Source organism: bacterium, assembly GCA_039961635.1.
Classification (GTDB): Bacteria; 4484-113; 4484-113; order JAGGVC01; family JAGGVC01; genus JABRWB01.
Map to the genome: position 1 here is coordinate 19,604 of JABRWB010000038.1, position 16,853 is coordinate 36,456.

Sequence of the window (16,853 nt, forward strand, 5' to 3'; positions counted from 1 at the left end):
TTTAGCTACCTCCATTACCATTGGCCGGACCAGCCGATCCAAAGCGGATTACGGCTGACCAGGAGAACTTATCTCAGGAGCTGGAGAACAGCCTGCGGAAGCTGATTCGCCTGGGCCAAAGCGGCTATGCCGGCCTGCAACAGGATTTGATTCCTGGTGCTGGTCAGCGTTTCCGCCGCCACGTCCACGTCGCGGATGCGGCTCTCGGACGAGTTCAGGTTCTCGACAGCGACATCGAGGTTCCTGATCGTGCTTTCCAGACGGTTCTGGATAGCACCGAGACGGCCGCGCTCCGAGTTCACGCGCGAAATGGCCTGGTCGACGATCGTGATCGATTCCTGAGCAAGATCCTCGGTCACTATCAGCAAACCTTTCACGCCCAGCGCCTCGCTGCCGAGATCGCCGATGAAAGTGCTGATCAGTTGGCCCTGGTTCGCGCCGATCTGCAGCACGAAATCGCGGGGTGCGACGTGCAGGAACAGCTGCTTCGCGGTGCCGCTGATTGACAGCAACGGACGCTCGTTCGCCAGGAAGTACGGGCTGTTGCTCGAAGTGGCGTTTGTGTTGGCCGTCGGAGGATCCGGATCCAGTTTCACGCCGCCCGAAGTGTTGAAGAACAGGTCGAGGCCGGGAAGCAGGCCGCTGATCTTGCCCGAGTTGACCTTCTGCGACGCGACCAATGCGCCGGTCTCTACGTTGTACGCCGAAACGGAGTAAACGGGTGACGAGGCCGCCTGGATTTCGATCAGCGAAAGCGCGTTGAGCAGATCCTCGTCGCCCCCGAATACGAGCTCGAGGCCCGGAATCGGGGTGGTTATCGAGAGCGTGCCCTTTGCAAGGCCGATCGTGTTCACGTGAACCAGATCGGGCGGCTGGAAGAAGTCGATTCCAGCCTCCGCGTTGAGGTCCATCGTGGATGCCGGATTGGCGATCGCCAAGCTGATCTTGCCCGCGAGGTCTTCGAGTGTGTCGTTGGAGCTGATGTTGACCGTCGCGGCGCCTTGTCCCTTGATGTAAATCGTGAACTGGACGTTCGACCTTCCCTGGAATACGCCGAAATCGATGAAGCGGTTAAGGGAAGCGAGCGTAGTCTGCTGATCCGCCGTAAGCACGTTGTTCGTGCTCACGTTGAACGTCGCGGTCTCGCCCGCGGTGAGGAACCGGTTGAACGCGATTTCCACTCCCTGCAGCTCCGCGATGCTCGATCCGCCGTAGTTGACGGTAGCGCCGATTGAAAACACATTGTTTCCGAACGCGTCGGAAATCCTGCTGCTCGACGTCTTGGCCGCGTACAGCGCGTCCTCGCGGGTGCCGCCGCCCGAGATCACGCTCGAATATATTTGGTTGCTGAAGGTGAACAGGGCGAATGTGCGGTTGGTGATCGCGGACATGTAAATCGTTCCGTTGTAGCTTGGAGTAGAAACCTGCCGGACGAGCTGGCCTTCCTGGAATTGGTTACCATCCGAATTGTAGGCAACTCGTACGGTATCCTGGCCGCCCACCACACCCGTGCGGGTGAAGGTGAGTGTATCGATTCCTCCAACGTCGCCCGTGTAAGTTTGAACGTCCAGCTTGCCGTAGAAACCGCCGACCGTCGTGTTGCCGATGGAGTAAAGCGTGCCGCCTCCCGCGAATGACGACGTAACCGTACCGGTCCCGTCGGTCAAGCTGTAAAGCGCGGCGCTGAAGAACAGATTCGTAACGGCAATACTTCCCGATCCGGAGCCGCCGAAGCTGGCAAGGGTCACCCAGAACTCGCTGCCGGTGGCGTCGGCATCGAGGAATCCGATGGCAGTGTAGTTCGCGCCCGCGGTTGCGAAGTACGCGCCGGCCATGCTGATTTCGCCGTCAGTGGATACCGCGATCGAAACTCCGCTGTGGCCAACCGCGCTGACGACGAGGCTCTGGAGTCCCGCCGCGACCTGGTTGAGCGTCATTGTGGTGTTGAGCGCCATCTGGACGGTCTGGCTTGCGCCGGTTGAATCGGTGAACGAGAGAACCAAAAGGTCGCCGTTTGTGAGACCGTTCGCATTGATCAGCGTGGAAATTCCCGCAGTGCCGCTTGCGCTGAACAGGGAAACGAGCGCGAAGTCGAGCGAACCCGCGGCCGCCGCGACGCTGCCCTTTGCGTCGGCATAGGCCTGAACCGCGTCGAGGCCGCTGTTGCCGTAGGAGCCGCCCGAAGGAAGCGGGAAGGTAACGCCGATCAGGTCGCGCGTGCCGATCGTATCGAAACGCACGTCGAAGGTTCCCGTCGCAGCGGTGCCTATGGTTTTGACGCCGCCTCCGGTAATCGAAAACGCAACGGTCCCTCCGAGATTCTGCAGGCGGCCTTCGATTCTGCGGAAGAACTGATTGGTGCGCCCGCCGGAAATGCTGATCAGAAATTCGCTGCCGCTGCCATCCACGTCGTTGAACGTGAGTTTCTGGGCCGCGCTCTTGACGATGTTGCCGCTGAAGCTGATGAAACCGCTCGTCACGGTTGCGGTGACCGCGCCACCCGAAGCGGTGGATGCAGCCGCCGCTACCTGCGCGGCGAAAGTTGCAAGCGTCCAACTGGTGTCGAGCGTGACGGTGGCGGTGCGGTTTGCGCCGCCCGCATCAACGAAACTGAAGGTTACGGTGTCGACTCCGTTGGTGATTTCGTACGACTGAACCAGGGTGCCGATCGTGATTCCTGCGCCGCCCGTGCCGGCGTCCACCAGATCGGTAATTGTGATTGTGGCTTGCCCGTTGGCAACCGCGAGCGCGCCCGCCGCATCGGGAGTGGGGCTTATCTGGAAAATACCGGTGTTGCCGTAGCTTTGGCCGGTGACCGGGGTGAACACCGCGTCCAGCGTGATCGTGTCGAGCGCATTGACCTTGCCGACCGCGTCGAGTTGCTGCAAGGTGGCGAAAACGTCCGACTTTTGAACTTGAAGTGAGCCTGGGTTGACGGTGTTGAGCTGGATCGTGAAGTTGCCGCCCTTGCCGACCGTCCCGATGACCGCTGCGCGAAGCTGCGTGGGATCGTCGGTGGAAATGAGGGCGCCAAGAGTGCCGTCCAGCAGCTTCTTGGTGTTGAACTCGGTCGACTGCGCGATGCGGTCGATTTCGTTGATGAGCTGGTCTACTTCGGCCTGGATGCCTACGCGGTCGTTCGCCGTCAGGGTGCTGTTGGCGCTTTGAACGGCCAGCTCGCGGATTCGCTGAAGGATCGCGGAAGTTTCGTTCAGCGCTCCCTCGGCGGTCTGGATGAGCGAGATACCGTCGAGAGCGTTGGCAGAAGCGCGGTTCAATCCGCGGATCTGGGCGCGCAGGTTCTCGCTTAGGGACAACCCGGCGGCGTCGTCGGCCGCCCGGTTGATGCGAAGCCCGCTTGAGAGTCTTTCCAAGGACTTCGCGATGGCGCTGCCGGTGACCCGCAAGTTGCGGTTGGCGTTCAGCGCCACGATGTTTTGGTTGATTCGAAGAATCGACATCTGGATTATCCTCCTTGATAATCAGATTCAGATTTCTCTGCCGGATGCCGCATTAATGTTGGATTTTCGGCACCGGCGCGGCTTTAAATGTGCGCGTGCGAGCGCGGTCGACGTCGGGGGCTAATAGAAAGCACAGCCAGCGCATCACCTCCTTGTGAATCACTGACAAAAGAAAAACACTGATTTACGCTCGCCCGAAAGGGCTTGCGTTCGAGATTATACCGCCGGATTTTGGATTTGTCAAGTTCCGCGAAAGTTTTTTTTTCCGCGGCCCAGGCGGGCTTCGCGGGCAGACGGAAGTGAAAAATATCCCTTAAGAGCCGGTTCGCTTGACAAACGAGTTGGGATGGTAAAATCCCGCTTTCGCATCGGGCGCCGCCGCGCCCGGGAGGTAACCATGGTAAAGATAATCGGTGCTTTTTTGTTCGTTTACACGGTTGCGACGGTCGCGTTCCTTTTGACGGCCTGCCCCGCGCAGCAACCGGAAGATACCGAAATGACGCCTCCGCCCGCGTCCGACTCGATGGGCGGCGGCGACTCCGCCGCCCCTCCTGACGACACCGCAAAAGCAGGCGCCGAAACCGCGGATGACGGCGAGGATGCCGATAACGGCGAAGGCGGAAACGAAGCCGGCGAAGGCACCGCTGACGACGAGGATGAGGGCGAAGGCGCGAAGAACGAAAAGATAATTGACGGCGAAGTGATCGCCTTCGATGCGGCCGCGAAAACCATCCAGGTCAAATATGCCGAAGGCGGAGTGGAGAAAATATCAACGCTTGCGCTCGCGGAAAATTACGACAAGTGCCCCAAGTGCGGGATGACCAAAACCTTCGCAGCGGGCGACAGGGCAAGCTACATCCTGCACACACTTCCGGACGGCAAACTGGAATTTGCCGGAATCAATTGCACCGGCGAGGGTTGCGGGGACGAGGAATCCTGCGCGAACTGCCCGCATCACAAGAAGGAAGGCTCCGCCAAGGGCGCGTAACCGCGTCTAAGGCAACGTCAGCACGAATCCGTACAGGTGTACGTCGCGCATCTCGGACAGCGACGCGCCGATTACGCGGTCGAGGTAATTCTCGGCTTCCGTATACCACAGGCGAAGGTTCGGCAGCGTCCATTCGAATCCGAACGTTTTTTGTCCGGCCAGCAAGCCGCAGCGCAGCCGCGCAATGCCCGCCAGATTGATTTCCGCGCCGAAGCGGTTCGTTTCAACCGTTTTGTCCGCCGGAAGCGGATCGAACCGATCGCCCTCTTCACGCCAGACGTTCGCCTGCGAGCCTTTGTCCCATGCCAGCAACAGCCATCCCGCTGGACGCACAGCCCAGCCCGAATCACTGCGCTTGATTCGGCCGCTCGATTTGTCGTCCGAGTCGAAATCGGCGCGCGATTCCGCGTACCCGTAAGTTACGCCGGGCGCGACCCACTGGCGGATTCCCCACGAATAGCCGTCCCCCACCCGGCTCCAACCGGATTCCCCGGAATTTTCAAACCGGTGATGAAAACTTCGCCTTGCCGCGCCCACCTGCGTCCACGGGGAAAACGACAATCCAAGCCCTTCGAACCGCTCGACCGCGGCGAACCGTTCATCCGGTAAACCGCTTTCGGGCTCTACCCGCCGATAATCGTAACCCATTTCGCCTTGAAAGTTGAATCCGGCGGCCGCCGTCAGACACGGCGCGATTGGAAAGACCACGGCCTGCGTATCGCCGTCCAGCTGATCCACCTCTCCCTTCGCGATGTGTCTCGGCATGTGCCGCGCGCTGTGATTGTGCATCAGTGAAAGTTTATGCTGGGTTGCCAATCCCGCGGGATTCCAGAAAACGGCGGACGCGTCGTCCGAAATTGCGGTGAAGGCCTGCCCCATCGAAAGAGGCCGGCAGGACAGCCTTGTATAGTCGTCGTAGTACGGATTGTACGCCCTCGCCGGGGATGGCTGCGAAAGGACGAGCCCCGCGGCCGCGAAAATTGAAACAAGAACCAGCCCCGCAATACGCCCGCGCCTCATCGTCAATCCTTCGGCTCGTACGGCACGAGCAGCGAAAAAACGATGTACAAAACAGGAACTGCAAGACCGGCCGCGGACAAAAACAAGAGAAGCACCGCGCCGAAGCGCAGGATCACCGGATCGATGCCGAAGTACTTGCCCAGCCCCGCCATCAGGCCGAGCCACACCCTGCCTTTCCTCGCTCTGAAAAGCCGCTTCGGTTCGGAATTCATCGCCGCCTCCGTAAAAGACAATTTTATCACCGCCACGTTGCAGGCCGTGTTATAATCGAATCTCGCATTCGGGGGGGGCGTTCGTACGATGGAAGCAACCGAAAAAATCAAGCAGCTTGACGCCATCGCGACCCAGTCCGATCCCTCCCAGGGGCTGGACGGGTTGCTGATGGTTTACATTTTCAACACGATCGTCGAGCACCTGCGCGGGCGCGAAATCCTCGAAATGGGATGCCGAGGCGGGAGGATGACCGGGCTTCTTGCCTCCGTATGCGAGCATTTGGACGTAGTGGACGGCAGCCGCGTTTACCTTGAGCGGGCCAAGGAAAACGTTTGGGCGAACAATGTGGATTACCACTGGTCGCTTTTCGAGGAATTCAACAGCAACCGGCATTACACGGACATCGTTATGGTCGGCGGACTGGATCACGTGGACGGCCCGGTAGCGTTTTTGCGCCGGTACGCCGATATGCTGGCGCCGGGCGGCGCGATGCACATAATAGAGCTCAACGCGCTTTCGATGCACCGCAGGCTGGGCGTCAAGATGAACATACTGAAGTCACACGGAGAGCTGACCGACCGCGACCGGTGGCTTGGGCATCTGCGCGTGTATGGTCCGTCCACGCTGCGCAGAGACATCGAGGCGGCAGGATTCGTAGTAACCTATTTCACGGGGATATTTTTGAAGCCGCTTGCCACCGGGCAGCTAACGGGACTCGGGCAGCCCGTTCTCGATGCGCTGTTCGAACTGGGCAAGGACATCCCCGAATGGTGCAACTACATTTATTACAGAGCCGAAAAGCTGATGTACGATCCCGGACACTGACTTAGAGCGAAGTGACGACAAGATCGTCTATATCCGCGATCCCGCCGGAAGCCATTATCGCTATTCCCGCCCCTTTTAAAGGCTTTTTGTCCTTGCCGATCGCGGCGGTTTTGCCGTTTACGGTGGCCTCCACCAGCCCTTTGCGCGCGGTCACCGCGAGCGTTACCCATTCGCCTACCGGTTTTACGTCCAGCTTGCCTTCCCCAAGCAGCGCCGCGGACAGTTTGTCTTGGCGCGCGGGCCGAGCGCGATAAATCCAAACTTTGCTGGACGTAAGCACAACGCGGTAGGCTTCGCCTTCCGACCAGCGGGGGGAAACTTCCACGGTCGAGCCGTTTTCCCGAAGCCTGATTCGAAGCGAAATCCGCATATCGGAGGTAAACCCGAAATCCCCCGCGGGCACAATTTCGCAAATCCCTTTTTCGTTCGGATTTGCCGTATAAAAACTTTCGCCTTTTGCCTTGGTCACCTTCCACACGCCGGATGATTTGTCGAATCCCGCTTCTGGCGCATCTTCAAAACGATTTTCGTAAAGCTGCGCGGGCTTCCCGGACAACGCATCGCCGATTCTTTTCAGCATCTCGTCCGCCCGTTCGCGTGCTATGGGCAGGCTCGAATCCGGAATCTCCTCCTCCGACGCCAGCGCCGCGTACCGCTGCAAGTTCGCACGCACGTCCTGCAACGAGCCTGACGCGGCCAGACGCCGGTGATAGACGCCGCCCCTAATCTCCAGCTCCAGCGAAGCATCGAAAACTCCTTTCGAAAGCAGCGCATGCATTTCCTTGAGCGCCGCTGCCCCCCCGGACGATTTTTCAATCGAATCCATCCAGATTTCGTATCCGTATGCAGTAAGCCGGCCCGTCGGCGCGTTGTGCGCAACCAGCGCGAAGGCATCCTTTACGTTTCCCTGGGCGATCAGGGCGCGCGCAAGCGCCGTATTCGCCGCCGCGTTGTCCGGCGAGGCTTCGAGAGCCTTGCGCGCGTGCGATACCGCCGCATCCCAATCCCCCGCGTCAAGCGCGGCTTGGGCACGCGCGACGAGCGCCATCGACCGGTAGTGCAAGGTTACGTTTTCCATCCGCGAAATTTCGGCCTTGTCGGCCAGCTTTTCGCCCAGAACGACGGACAAAGCGACCGGAATAGATTCACCTCCGGAATCGAGAAAAATCCGTATTCTGCCGGCGTTTCCTTGCGCGGGATACTCGACGACGCCCGCGGTGCCTGCAAAGTCGCCACCCACCGCGACGGTTCGCGCATCCGTCGGCGCATCCGCAAAATACTCGACAGCCGCGCCTTCAAGCTTTCCCTTGGCTATCGGCTCGAATTTTTGCGTTTTACCGTCGAGCGTTACAACGCCGCTGCCCGAAAGCTTGCCCGTAAGAATCGCGTATGCCGCGGTGCCGCCGTCAAATGCATTTTTACGCGCGATTCCGCCGTCCTCGCCGCTTCCGCCCTTTTTCCCCGGACATGAAGCGGCAATAAAAAGCAAAACGATTGAAGAAAAGGCCTGAAGCGCGCGGATAAAAGCCCTTCGCATGAGCGGGAAGTATAACAAACGGGCACGCACGGCCGCCCCGAACGGAATCCCAGCTCGGCGCGGCTCAAGCTTCACTCTATCGAAAACTCCCACCTGCAGAATGCGTTATCCGGCGTCGCGTCGGGCGGACAGAAATCGCACCGCGTTTTTATGCGCGGGTCTATCGCCTTCGCGAACTCCGCGTATTCGACTTTGCCGACGCTCTTGCATGGAAAATCCGGCAGCCCTTTGCGGCGGCGCGCCTCCTGGACGCGGCAGGCGGTCATCGTGAGCCGGATCTTTAGCCCGTCTTCAGAGCGCTCGATCTTCTGCTCGTTGATGTTCGAGTAAAGCCGGTGTGCAAGGCATTGCGCCAGCGCGTCCATCCCGCCGCCCGGCGCGATGCCGAGACGCGCCATAATCCGCCTCGCTTCGAGGACGGTGAACGTGCGCCAGGCCTCGGTGTCGGCCTCGATGGCCTCCTCCATCCCGTGCCGCTTCTCGAACTCCTGGAACCACAGCCCGTCATGCGCCAGCCACAGCTTGCTCGCGTCGATAAGCGCGGTACGCAGCCCGGCCTTGGAAAGCGAGCTTGCGCCGGGCTTTTTGGAGACGAGCTTCCATTTTTGCTTGCCCTTCTCTGCCATATCCTTCCTCCGCGTCTAGTCTAGCACGGCGGGCCGCGCCGACTGCTATAATCCGGCCTTCGGAGGCATGAATTGCACCCTTGGATTTTCACCGCGTTCGGACGCGAAATTCGCTGGTACGGGCTTGGATACGCCCTCACGCTCCTTATAGGGGCGAACCTCTCCGCATGGCTTTTGCGCAAGCGCGGCCACAACGGCGACAAGGTGTGGGACGCTATCATCTGGTTTATCCCGATCAGCTTCCTCGGCGCGCGGCTGGTATACGTCCTCACGAACCTGGACGAATACGTCGGCCAGGGCTGGGAGTGGATACGGATAGACCACGGCGGAATTTCGTTCCACGGCGGGATAGTCGCGGGCGTCCTCGTCTGCTATTTCTACTTCAAAAACAAGTCGCCCAATTTCTGGCAGGTGATGGACAGCTTCGCGGTACCGACGGCGATGGGCATCTGCTTTGTGCGCATCGGCAACTTCATGAACGGCGACATCACCGGCCACAAATGGAACGGCCCGTGGGCGATGAACTTTCCGTACGACGAGCTGCACGACAACGTGTACTTGGGGCCGGGGAACTACATCCTCGATCCGCAGATAATCCCGCGGCATCCGACCGAGATTTACGGATTCCTCGTCGGCGTGATCGTGCTTCTTGTCGTAATCGCATCCTGGAGGATGCGCAAATACGACGGATTCGTTTACTACCAGTTCATCCTCTGGTACAGCATCGTGCGCAGCGTAATCGAAGAGCCTTTCCGCGACGTCCCGCACCTGTTTTACAAATGGAGCTACGAGCCTTGGGGGATGGGCGGGATAACGACTACGCAGTGGGTTTCCATAGGCTTCGCGGCGTACGCGCTGATCGGGATGTACTGGACTCCGAGGCTGCAGGCCAGGGCCGCTTTGGGCAAAGAAGCGCGCGAGGCCGAAATCGCCGCGATGAAGGAGCGCCGCAAGGAAGGCCGCTCGCGCAAGAAGCCGCGGGGGTAGTTATCATTCCGAGTTGGATCTTTCCTTCGCACCGAAACAAATCCAAACGCACCGGGAAGCGCGGCCTTCAGGCCGCGTAAACGAAAGTCCCAGCATCCAAACCAGGAAGCGCGGCCTTCAGGCCGCGTATCTAAAACGAAGTTGCCCCTGATACAATCCCGTCGTGGAAAAATCGTTTCATCCCCATCTTACGCACATCTTCGAGGACGGGGCCGTTTATTTCGTGACATCCTCCACGGTTAACCGCCTGCCGCTGCCGCCTCCGGCGCGAAAGAAAATCCTGGAAGTAATAATCCACCCCGCCGATGGTCTTTACGAAATCTTCGCGGTTTGCGTTATGCCCGATCATTTTCACGCGATTCTGCAACCTTGCAGAATGGAAAACCGCGAATGGGCCAAGCTCGACAAAGTGATGTTCAGAATCAAGGGAGCGTCCGCCAGGTACGCGAATGGGATAATGGAAAGGACAGGCGCGCTTTGGGAGCGCGGATATTTCAACAGGATAATCAAAAAGGAAAACGATTACTCGACATCGATGAACTATCTGGTGATGAATCCGGTGAAGGCGGGATTGGCTCCCAGGCCGGAGGATTACGAGTTCACGTGGATCGTGGGGATGGAGAAATGAGGAGTTGGTGCATGTTTTTTTACGCGGCCTGAAGGCCGCGCTTCCTGGTGGGGGGGCATTGCGTGCGAACGCGGCATAAATGCCGCGGTTCATGGGTTTAAATTACTTTTCACGCGATTGCGGACAGTTAATCCGCGATGCTCGGATTGCGGTTCGTTCTCGTCCTCGCGAACAGCCCCACCATCAGCCACGGTAGCAGCGCGGAGAGGAAGAAGCCAAAGAGGATCAATCCCAAATCGAAATTAAGTCCGCTCGTAAACGCGTTGTCGAAGCATGGCGTCGGATTCGCGATGAGTATCCGCGACGGCTCTGCGAATAAGATATTCGACCCCATAACGAACGGCCCGATTGTTCCGAAAAGCGCAAGCGAGGACATAAGCGTATACAACATCGCTTCGAGCGGACGGCCGCGGCCGAGCAACCATGTCATTGCGAGAAGCGACAGAACCCCCATCAGAGGAATCGGAAACGCAAGCCAGCCGAGACCGGAACCGGATTCGACATACGGCCCAGTCCACCAGCTATCCTCTTTTTCGAAAAAAACCCGGCTGCGGCTCTTCGAATTGAAAGGCTCGATAACGTATTCGCTAAAAGGCGTCATCGGCATTGTCGAAACCGTGGAGGTTTCGCGCGTCCAAGATTTCCCGCTTTTCCTGACGATGGTCATATTTCCCCCATACGCCTTTACCGGAGCACCCTGTATCAGGAATATCGAGAGCAGAAGCGCGAACGCCGCGGCGATTCTCAATCTACGAGCAGATGGAAGAACTAGGAGCACAAGCGCAACCGCGCCGAGCGCGGCGACGGTCCACTGATTTACAAACATTCCCGGCTTCCATTCCCATAAAATCGGAAGCCAAAACTCGTCCAGGGTTCTTCCCGTAAGCGCGACGAATCCCGCCGCCACAAGAATCGTATGTATCAGTTTAAGTTGAATCAGCCTTGCCACAAGCACGCCCGCACCGCGCCGGAACGCGTGAACTAGCGTCAACCCGAATTGGATGAAAAACCCGGCCCGCCCAATAGCTGAAAGCAGCCACGCTGCGACATACAAATCAATCACGTAGCCGGAATCAAACGGAATCCGGCGTGAGTGATAGCGCCAGCCCATTGGATCGTAATCTATGCAAGAGGAAAGCCAGTCTGCCAAAAAAACAACCGCGTACCAAAACACCAGCCACGCGAACTCCCGCCACTCGGCACGCGAGGGCCAGCGAGTCAGCGTAGAAATTACCTGATCCGTGACATGCGGCGCGGCCAGCGCGCGGCGGGATTTGGGCGACGCGAGCCGGGACGCGATCTCCTTCCCTCCACCGAGAGCACGAGATTCCGCACACGCCGCGTGGTCGGCGATTTCCGCTTCAATCTCCCGCCTTAGCGCGGGCGAAAGCGGCAAATCCAGCCGGATCGCGTTTTCCTCTACTTCCATCGCTATCCCTCCCCGGCGAGCGAACTGCCGATGACCCGCAGCGTCGCTTCCGCGGTCTTCAGGTAGTCACCGACCAGCCTGTCTTTCAGCCTGCGCCCTTTCGCCGTGAGCGAGTACAGCTTGCGCGGCCGGCCGTTGTCGGCCTCCACCCAACGGCTTTCGAGCGCGCCGTCGATCTCCAGCGCGTGCAGGACGGGGTAAAGGCTTTCGACGCGCAGCGTGAAGTCGCCGCCGCCGGAGGCCTTTATCGCCTCGGCGATGCCCCAGCCGTAGTTCTCGCCCTTGGCCAGCTCGGCCAGGACGAGCACCTTCAGCGCACCGCTCTTGAACTCGTTCTTCTCAGCTATATCAATCACCGCCAGTTATATAGCAATGATATATATAGTGGATTAAATTGCATTTGTCAATGGTTCAACTTTGAATTTTGCAAATGCGGCGGAAGCGGAATTTCCATTCGGATTACGGGAGTGCGGCCTTATAATCGCCATGTGCGCATCGGCGTGGATACGGGCGGCACGTTCACCGACTTCGTATGGACGGAAGGCGGACAGCGCCGCTCGCTCAAGCTGCATTCCACTGCGGACGACCCCGCGCGCGCGGTGCTTGACGGCATCTCGCGGATCGCCGCAGTCGCGGGCGGGGCAATCGAAATCGTATACGGAACGACTGTCGCGACGAACGCGCTTTTGACCCGGTGCGGCGCGCGCGTGCTGCTTTTCACGACCGCTGGAATGGAAGACGTTCTCGAAATCGGGCGGCAGGATCGCCCCGAGCTTTATTCGCTTCGTCCGGTCATTCCGCCGCCGCTCGTTCCGAAGCAGTTGCGCGCGGGAATAGCAGAGCGGCTCGGCCCGGATGGGGGCGCGATAATGAAATTGTCCTCCGCCGAAATCGAACGGGTTGTAGCGAAAGCGAAATCGGAGAAGCCCGACGCGGTCGCGATTTGCCTGCTCTACAGCTACATCAATTCCGAGCACGAACTGGCGCTTGCGAACGCGCTCGCGAAAACGCTGAAGGTTCCCGTTTTCACATCCTGCGAACTCGATCCGTACCCGCGCGAGTACGAGCGCACGAGCACGACGGTCATTCATGCGTACCTGTCGCGCGCGGTCGAGTCCGCGATCGCGTCGCTGACGGATTCACGCGCCCGCAAACCCCTCAACGCGGAATTGCGGCTGTCGCTTCTCACATCTTCCGGCGGCACGGCGCACGCGGCGCAGGCGATCGCGCGGCCGGCGGATCTTGTTTTATCCGGCCCCGCGGGCGGCGCGGTGGGCGCGGCGGCCGTCGCCGCGCGCGCGGGCGCGCGCGATTTCATCGGCCTCGACATGGGCGGCACATCCACGGACGTGTGCCTGGGTTTGGACGGCCGCGTTCTGGAAGACGCGGGCGGAGAAATCGCCGGATTCCCGCTGCGCGTTCCGCGCCTGGGCGTGCACACGATAGGCGCGGGAGGGGGGAGCATCGCGCGCGCGGGCGCGGGCGGCGCGCTCGTCGTCGGTCCCGAAAGCGCGGGCGCCGACCCCGGCCCGGCCGCGTACGGCAAAGGCGATTTCGTCACCGTCACCGATGCGAACCTCGCCCTTGGGCGGCTTCCGGATGACATACTGCTGGGCGGACACACCGCTCTCGACGCCGCGCGCTCGCGCAAATACATCGCGCGGCTCGCGAAGTCGCTTTCGCTTTCGCCGGAGGATTGCGCGCGCGGAATAATCCGCATCGCCGACGAGAAAATGGCGCAGGCGGTGCGCAAAATCAGCCAGGTGCGCGGCTACGACCCGCGCGGCTTCACACTCGTCCCGTTCGGCGGCGCGGGCGCGCTGCACGCATGCGGCGTCGCGGAATTGCTTGGAATGACCCGGATTCTCGTTCCCACCGATGCCGGATGCCTTTCGGCGCTCGGCGCGTGCGCGACGCGGCCGCGGCGCGACGCGGTTGAAACCGTCATGCTCATGTCCGACGACAGAAACGCGGCGGTGAAAATCGGGCGCAGGTTCAACTCGCTCGCGAAAACGCTTTCGCACAATTTCGACGATTTCGACGCTGTGCCCGTTTTCCGCGACGAGGCGATGTGTCGCTACCCGGGGCAGAGCTACGAGCTGGCCGTCGTCCCGGCGCGCGGGAAAGGGGATTGGTGCAAAGCCATCTCCGATGCATTCCACGCGGAGCACGAGCGCAACTACGGATACGCGCGCCCGGAAATGCCGGTCGAAATCGTCGCGTTGAAAGTAACCGCGGAAATCGCGCTTCCCGATGACCCGGGATTATGGAGCCGCGATGCGGCAGGTGCAATCCGAGTCGCGCTGCCCGGCGGAAAAGCCGCGGACGCGTCGATTTTGAAAAAAGGACTGCGCGGCCCGGCGTCCATTGTGGACGACACCGCGACATGCTTCGTCGCACACGGATGGACGGCGTGCCGCTATAAATCCGGACATGTGTGGATGGAGCGCGCGAAATGACGGCAAAGAAAACGCGCTCCCTCGACGCGGTCGAAATCACGCTTTATTCGCAGATGCTTTCCGCGGTCTGCGAGGAGATGAGCGTCGTCCTTCAGCGCTCGGCGTATTCGCCGAACATAAAAGAGCGCCGCGATTTTTCGACCGCGCTCTTCGACGCGGACGGCGGCTTGGCCGCGCAGGGGACGAACATCCCCGTGCATCTTGGCAGCATGCCGGCAAGCGTGCGCGCCGCGCTTGACAGGTTCGCGTTCGCGCCGGGCGACGTCGTGATACTTAACGATCCGTATTCCGGCGGGACGCACCTGCCGGACATCACCGTCGTCGCACCGTTTTATTTGGAAGGAAAAAAAGAAAAGCCGATCGCATATCTTGCAAACCGCGCGCACCATGCCGACGTCGGCGGAATGACCGGCGGCAGCCTGCCGCTCTCGCGCGAGCTCGTGCAGGAAGGGCTGATCATCCCGCCTGTGAAACTCGTACGCGCCGGCGAAACCGACGAAGCCGTTCTGGATTTAATCTGCGCCAACTCGCGAACGCCGGACGAGCGCCGCGGCGACATCGCGGCGCAGCTTGCATCGCTGCACCGCGGAGCGGAAAGGCTCGCCGCGATTATGGAAAGCTCGTCCGCGGACTGGCCCGCCGTCTTCGCGGCGCTTTCGGATTATTCGCATGCGGCCGTAAAACAGCTTGTCCGCGGATTCCCCGCCGATCCCGTTTCCGCCGAGGACGCGATCGAACTGCCGGAGGGGGGGCGCGCCGCGATCCGAGCGGAAATCTCGCGGCGGCGCGGTTCGCTCGTATTCGATTTCACGGAAACCGATCCGCAGCATCCCGGACCGCTGAACGCGGTGCGCGCGATTACCGAAAGCGCGGTGCTTTACTGCATCCGCTGCCTGCTCCCGCCCGAAATTCCGTCGAACGCGGGGCTGATGCGCGCCATATGCGTTTCCACTATGCCCGGAACGATCGTCGACGCCCGCCCGCCCGCGGCGGTAGCCGGAGGCAACGTCGAAACTTCGCAGCGCATCGTGGACGTTGTTTATCAGGCGATTGCGAAGGTCTTTCCAAGCCGTATCCCCGCGCCCTCCGCGGGAACGATGACGAACGTAACCGTATCCGGCATTGATCCGCGCACGGGCGCGCCGTTCGCATACTACGAAACAATCGGGGGCGGGCACGGCGCATCGCCTTTCGGAGACGGCGCGTCCGCGCGGCACTCGCATATGACGAACTCGCTCAACACGCCTGTCGAGGCGCTGGAAGCCGCGTATCCGCTTCTCGTGAGAAGGTACGCGGTGCGCCGCGGCTCCGGAGGCGCGGGCAAGTTCCGCGGAGGCGACGGGATAATCCGCGAAATCGAATTTCTCTGCGACGCGGAATTGTCCATCCTCTCGCAGCGGCGGGAATCCGGCCCGCCGGGCGCATTGGGCGGAGGAAGCGGCAAGCCGTCCGCGATTTATCTCATTCCCGCGGGCGGCGCACCGAAGCGCGCGCTCCCCGGCTGCGTTTCGGTGCGTGTCCGCGCGTGCGACAGGCTCGTCATCGAAACGCCGGGCGGCGGGGGAATGGAAACCGCGTGATATTATGGTTTCGATGAAATCCGCGGGGACGGAATTTCGACACCGCCGGGAACCGCATCCGGCGCAATCGGAAGCTAACCTTCCCGCCGAAGGAAGTACCGGGAGGAATGTGGGAAACTGATCTAAATATAGGAAGATCGGAGTTCCCGCGTTTTTTAAAGATATAGGTACTTGCAAAAGCAAGTCGTCGCGATGCTGAAAACGCCGGGCGGCCGAAATCTCCTTCTCATTGCAAACTTGCAGCCGCCGCATTGCGCGGCGTGGGTATAATTTTCCGGTGAGAGTTTTCGTCAACGCGCTTTCGACCGCCAACTCCTTCGGGATTGGGCGATACACGCGGGCGATGATCCAGGGGCTGGCGCTGGCCAAACCGAAGGACGCGCAGCTTTATGTGTACACGCGCGATCCCGATTCGGTGATGCTTCCCGACCCGAAAAAGGTCATCTTCGTGCGGCCCGGCGCGCCGGGCGCGAACAGGCTGCTCTTGGAGCAGGGCGACCTTCCGCGCGCCATTTCGCGCGCCCGCGCGGACGTTTTCATCTCGCCCGATTTCACGCTGCCGCAAATATGCCCGGCAAAGAAACGCATCGTCACCGTCCACGATATGCTTGTGTACACGCATCCCGAGGGGATAAGCGCCAAGGCCAGGCTTCTGTACCGCACGTTCCTGCCCGGCTCGATACGTCGCGCGACGTCAATTCTCGCCGACAGCGAGTACACGCGGCGCTCGATGGCCGATCTCTTTCCGCTGGACGCTCACAAGGCGAAAGTCGTGTACCCGGCGCTTTCGCTTGAGTTCCTGGGCGCGGAGTGCTCCCCCCCCGGCGCGCCGCTTTTGATCACGCCGCCGGAGTGGACGGACATAGTCGCGGTCGAAGAGCCGTTTCTGTTGTCCGTCGGCTCCAGCAGCGCGCGCAAGAACACGGACAGGCTTGCCGCGGTTTTCTGCGAGTGGAGGCAGAAAACGGACTGGCCGGGACACCTCGTGCTGGTCGGCGGCGACGGCGCGTTCCACCGCCCGAAAAGCAGGATTTGGGACGTCGGATTCCAGGACGACCGGACGCTCAGGACGTTTTACTATCGCGCGGCGGGGCTGATCA

General features: G+C 60.6%; 14 protein-coding genes and 1 pseudogene. 7 read left to right on the forward strand and 8 right to left on the reverse strand.

The window, feature by feature from the left end; translation table 11 throughout:
- Positions 1 to 68 precede the first annotated feature (68 nt).
- The gene (locus HRF49_06030) at positions 69 to 911 is read right to left on the reverse strand and encodes a hypothetical protein (GenBank protein MEP0814209.1); all 843 of its coding nucleotides are present in this window, start codon (positions 909 to 911) and stop codon (positions 69 to 71) included.
- A 1,968-nt stretch (positions 912 to 2,879) separates the two neighbouring features.
- Positions 2,880 to 3,461, reverse strand: a pseudogene (locus HRF49_06035) (flagellin).
- Positions 3,462 to 3,858: 397 nt separating this feature from the next.
- Here HRF49_06035 and HRF49_06040 point away from each other — a divergent pair.
- Positions 3,859 to 4,449: a hypothetical protein gene (locus tag HRF49_06040; protein MEP0814210.1), complete on the forward strand. Its 591-nt coding sequence runs from the start codon at positions 3,859 to 3,861 to the stop codon at positions 4,447 to 4,449.
- Positions 4,450 to 4,455: 6 nt separating this feature from the next.
- Here the strand turns inward: HRF49_06040 and HRF49_06045 are convergent, their stop codons facing one another.
- Positions 4,456 to 5,469 carry a hypothetical protein gene (locus tag HRF49_06045; protein ID MEP0814211.1) on the reverse strand — a complete coding sequence of 338 codons (1,014 nt, stop codon included), beginning with the start codon at positions 5,467 to 5,469 and terminating at the stop codon, positions 4,456 to 4,458.
- Positions 5,470 to 5,471: 2 nt separating this feature from the next.
- Positions 5,472 to 5,681, reverse strand: coding sequence for a PspC domain-containing protein (locus tag HRF49_06050; GenBank protein ID MEP0814212.1), 210 nt, complete (start codon positions 5,679 to 5,681; stop codon positions 5,472 to 5,474).
- A gap of 88 nt (positions 5,682 to 5,769) precedes the next feature.
- Here HRF49_06050 and HRF49_06055 point away from each other — a divergent pair, with 88 nt between their 5' ends.
- The gene (locus HRF49_06055; protein MEP0814213.1) at positions 5,770 to 6,507 is read left to right on the forward strand and encodes a class I SAM-dependent methyltransferase; all 738 of its coding nucleotides are present in this window, start codon (positions 5,770 to 5,772) and stop codon (positions 6,505 to 6,507) included.
- Position 6,508: 1 nt separating this feature from the next.
- On the opposite strand, the gene HRF49_06060 is transcribed toward HRF49_06055, so the two are convergent.
- Both HRF49_06060 and HRF49_06065 read right to left on the reverse strand, forming a co-directional pair.
- Positions 6,509 to 8,044 (reverse strand): tetratricopeptide repeat protein, encoded by a 1,536-nt coding sequence (locus HRF49_06060; GenBank protein ID MEP0814214.1) that lies wholly within the window; start codon positions 8,042 to 8,044, stop codon positions 6,509 to 6,511.
- Positions 8,045 to 8,115: 71 nt separating this feature from the next.
- The gene (locus HRF49_06065) at positions 8,116 to 8,595 is read right to left on the reverse strand and encodes a hypothetical protein (GenBank protein MEP0814215.1); all 480 of its coding nucleotides are present in this window, start codon (positions 8,593 to 8,595) and stop codon (positions 8,116 to 8,118) included.
- Positions 8,596 to 8,742: 147 nt separating this feature from the next.
- Here HRF49_06065 and lgt point away from each other — a divergent pair, with 147 nt between their 5' ends.
- Entirely contained in the window at positions 8,743 to 9,657 is a 915-nt protein-coding gene (gene lgt / locus HRF49_06070) for a prolipoprotein diacylglyceryl transferase (protein ID MEP0814216.1), read from the forward strand.
- Positions 9,658 to 9,820: 163 nt separating this feature from the next.
- Complete coding sequence (locus tag HRF49_06075) at positions 9,821 to 10,285, forward strand: transposase (GenBank protein ID MEP0814217.1); 465 nt, start codon at positions 9,821 to 9,823, stop codon at positions 10,283 to 10,285.
- A gap of 127 nt (positions 10,286 to 10,412) precedes the next feature.
- On the opposite strand, the gene HRF49_06080 is transcribed toward HRF49_06075, so the two are convergent.
- Together HRF49_06080 and HRF49_06085 are read right to left on the reverse strand one after the other, a co-directional pair.
- Positions 10,413 to 11,714, reverse strand: a complete 1,302-nt coding sequence (locus tag HRF49_06080) for a hypothetical protein (GenBank protein ID MEP0814218.1) — start codon at positions 11,712 to 11,714, stop codon at positions 10,413 to 10,415.
- A 2-nt stretch (positions 11,715 to 11,716) separates the two neighbouring features.
- A complete protein-coding gene (locus tag HRF49_06085) occupies positions 11,717 to 12,070 on the reverse strand; it encodes a helix-turn-helix transcriptional regulator (protein MEP0814219.1) in 354 nt (117 codons plus the stop codon).
- A gap of 111 nt (positions 12,071 to 12,181) precedes the next feature.
- On the opposite strand from HRF49_06085, the gene HRF49_06090 reads away from it, so the two are divergent.
- From HRF49_06090 to HRF49_06100, 3 genes are all read left to right on the forward strand, one after another.
- Positions 12,182 to 14,173 (forward strand): hydantoinase/oxoprolinase family protein, encoded by a 1,992-nt coding sequence (locus HRF49_06090; GenBank protein ID MEP0814220.1) that lies wholly within the window; start codon positions 12,182 to 12,184, stop codon positions 14,171 to 14,173.
- Positions 14,170 to 15,753, forward strand: coding sequence for a hydantoinase B/oxoprolinase family protein (locus HRF49_06095; protein ID MEP0814221.1), 1,584 nt, complete (start codon positions 14,170 to 14,172; stop codon positions 15,751 to 15,753). The genes HRF49_06090 and HRF49_06095 overlap by 4 nt, the downstream gene beginning before the upstream one ends.
- Before the next feature lie 277 nt (positions 15,754 to 16,030).
- Positions 16,031 to 16,853 (forward strand): glycosyltransferase (locus HRF49_06100; protein ID MEP0814222.1); only part of this gene is annotated, 823 nt, incomplete at its 3' end.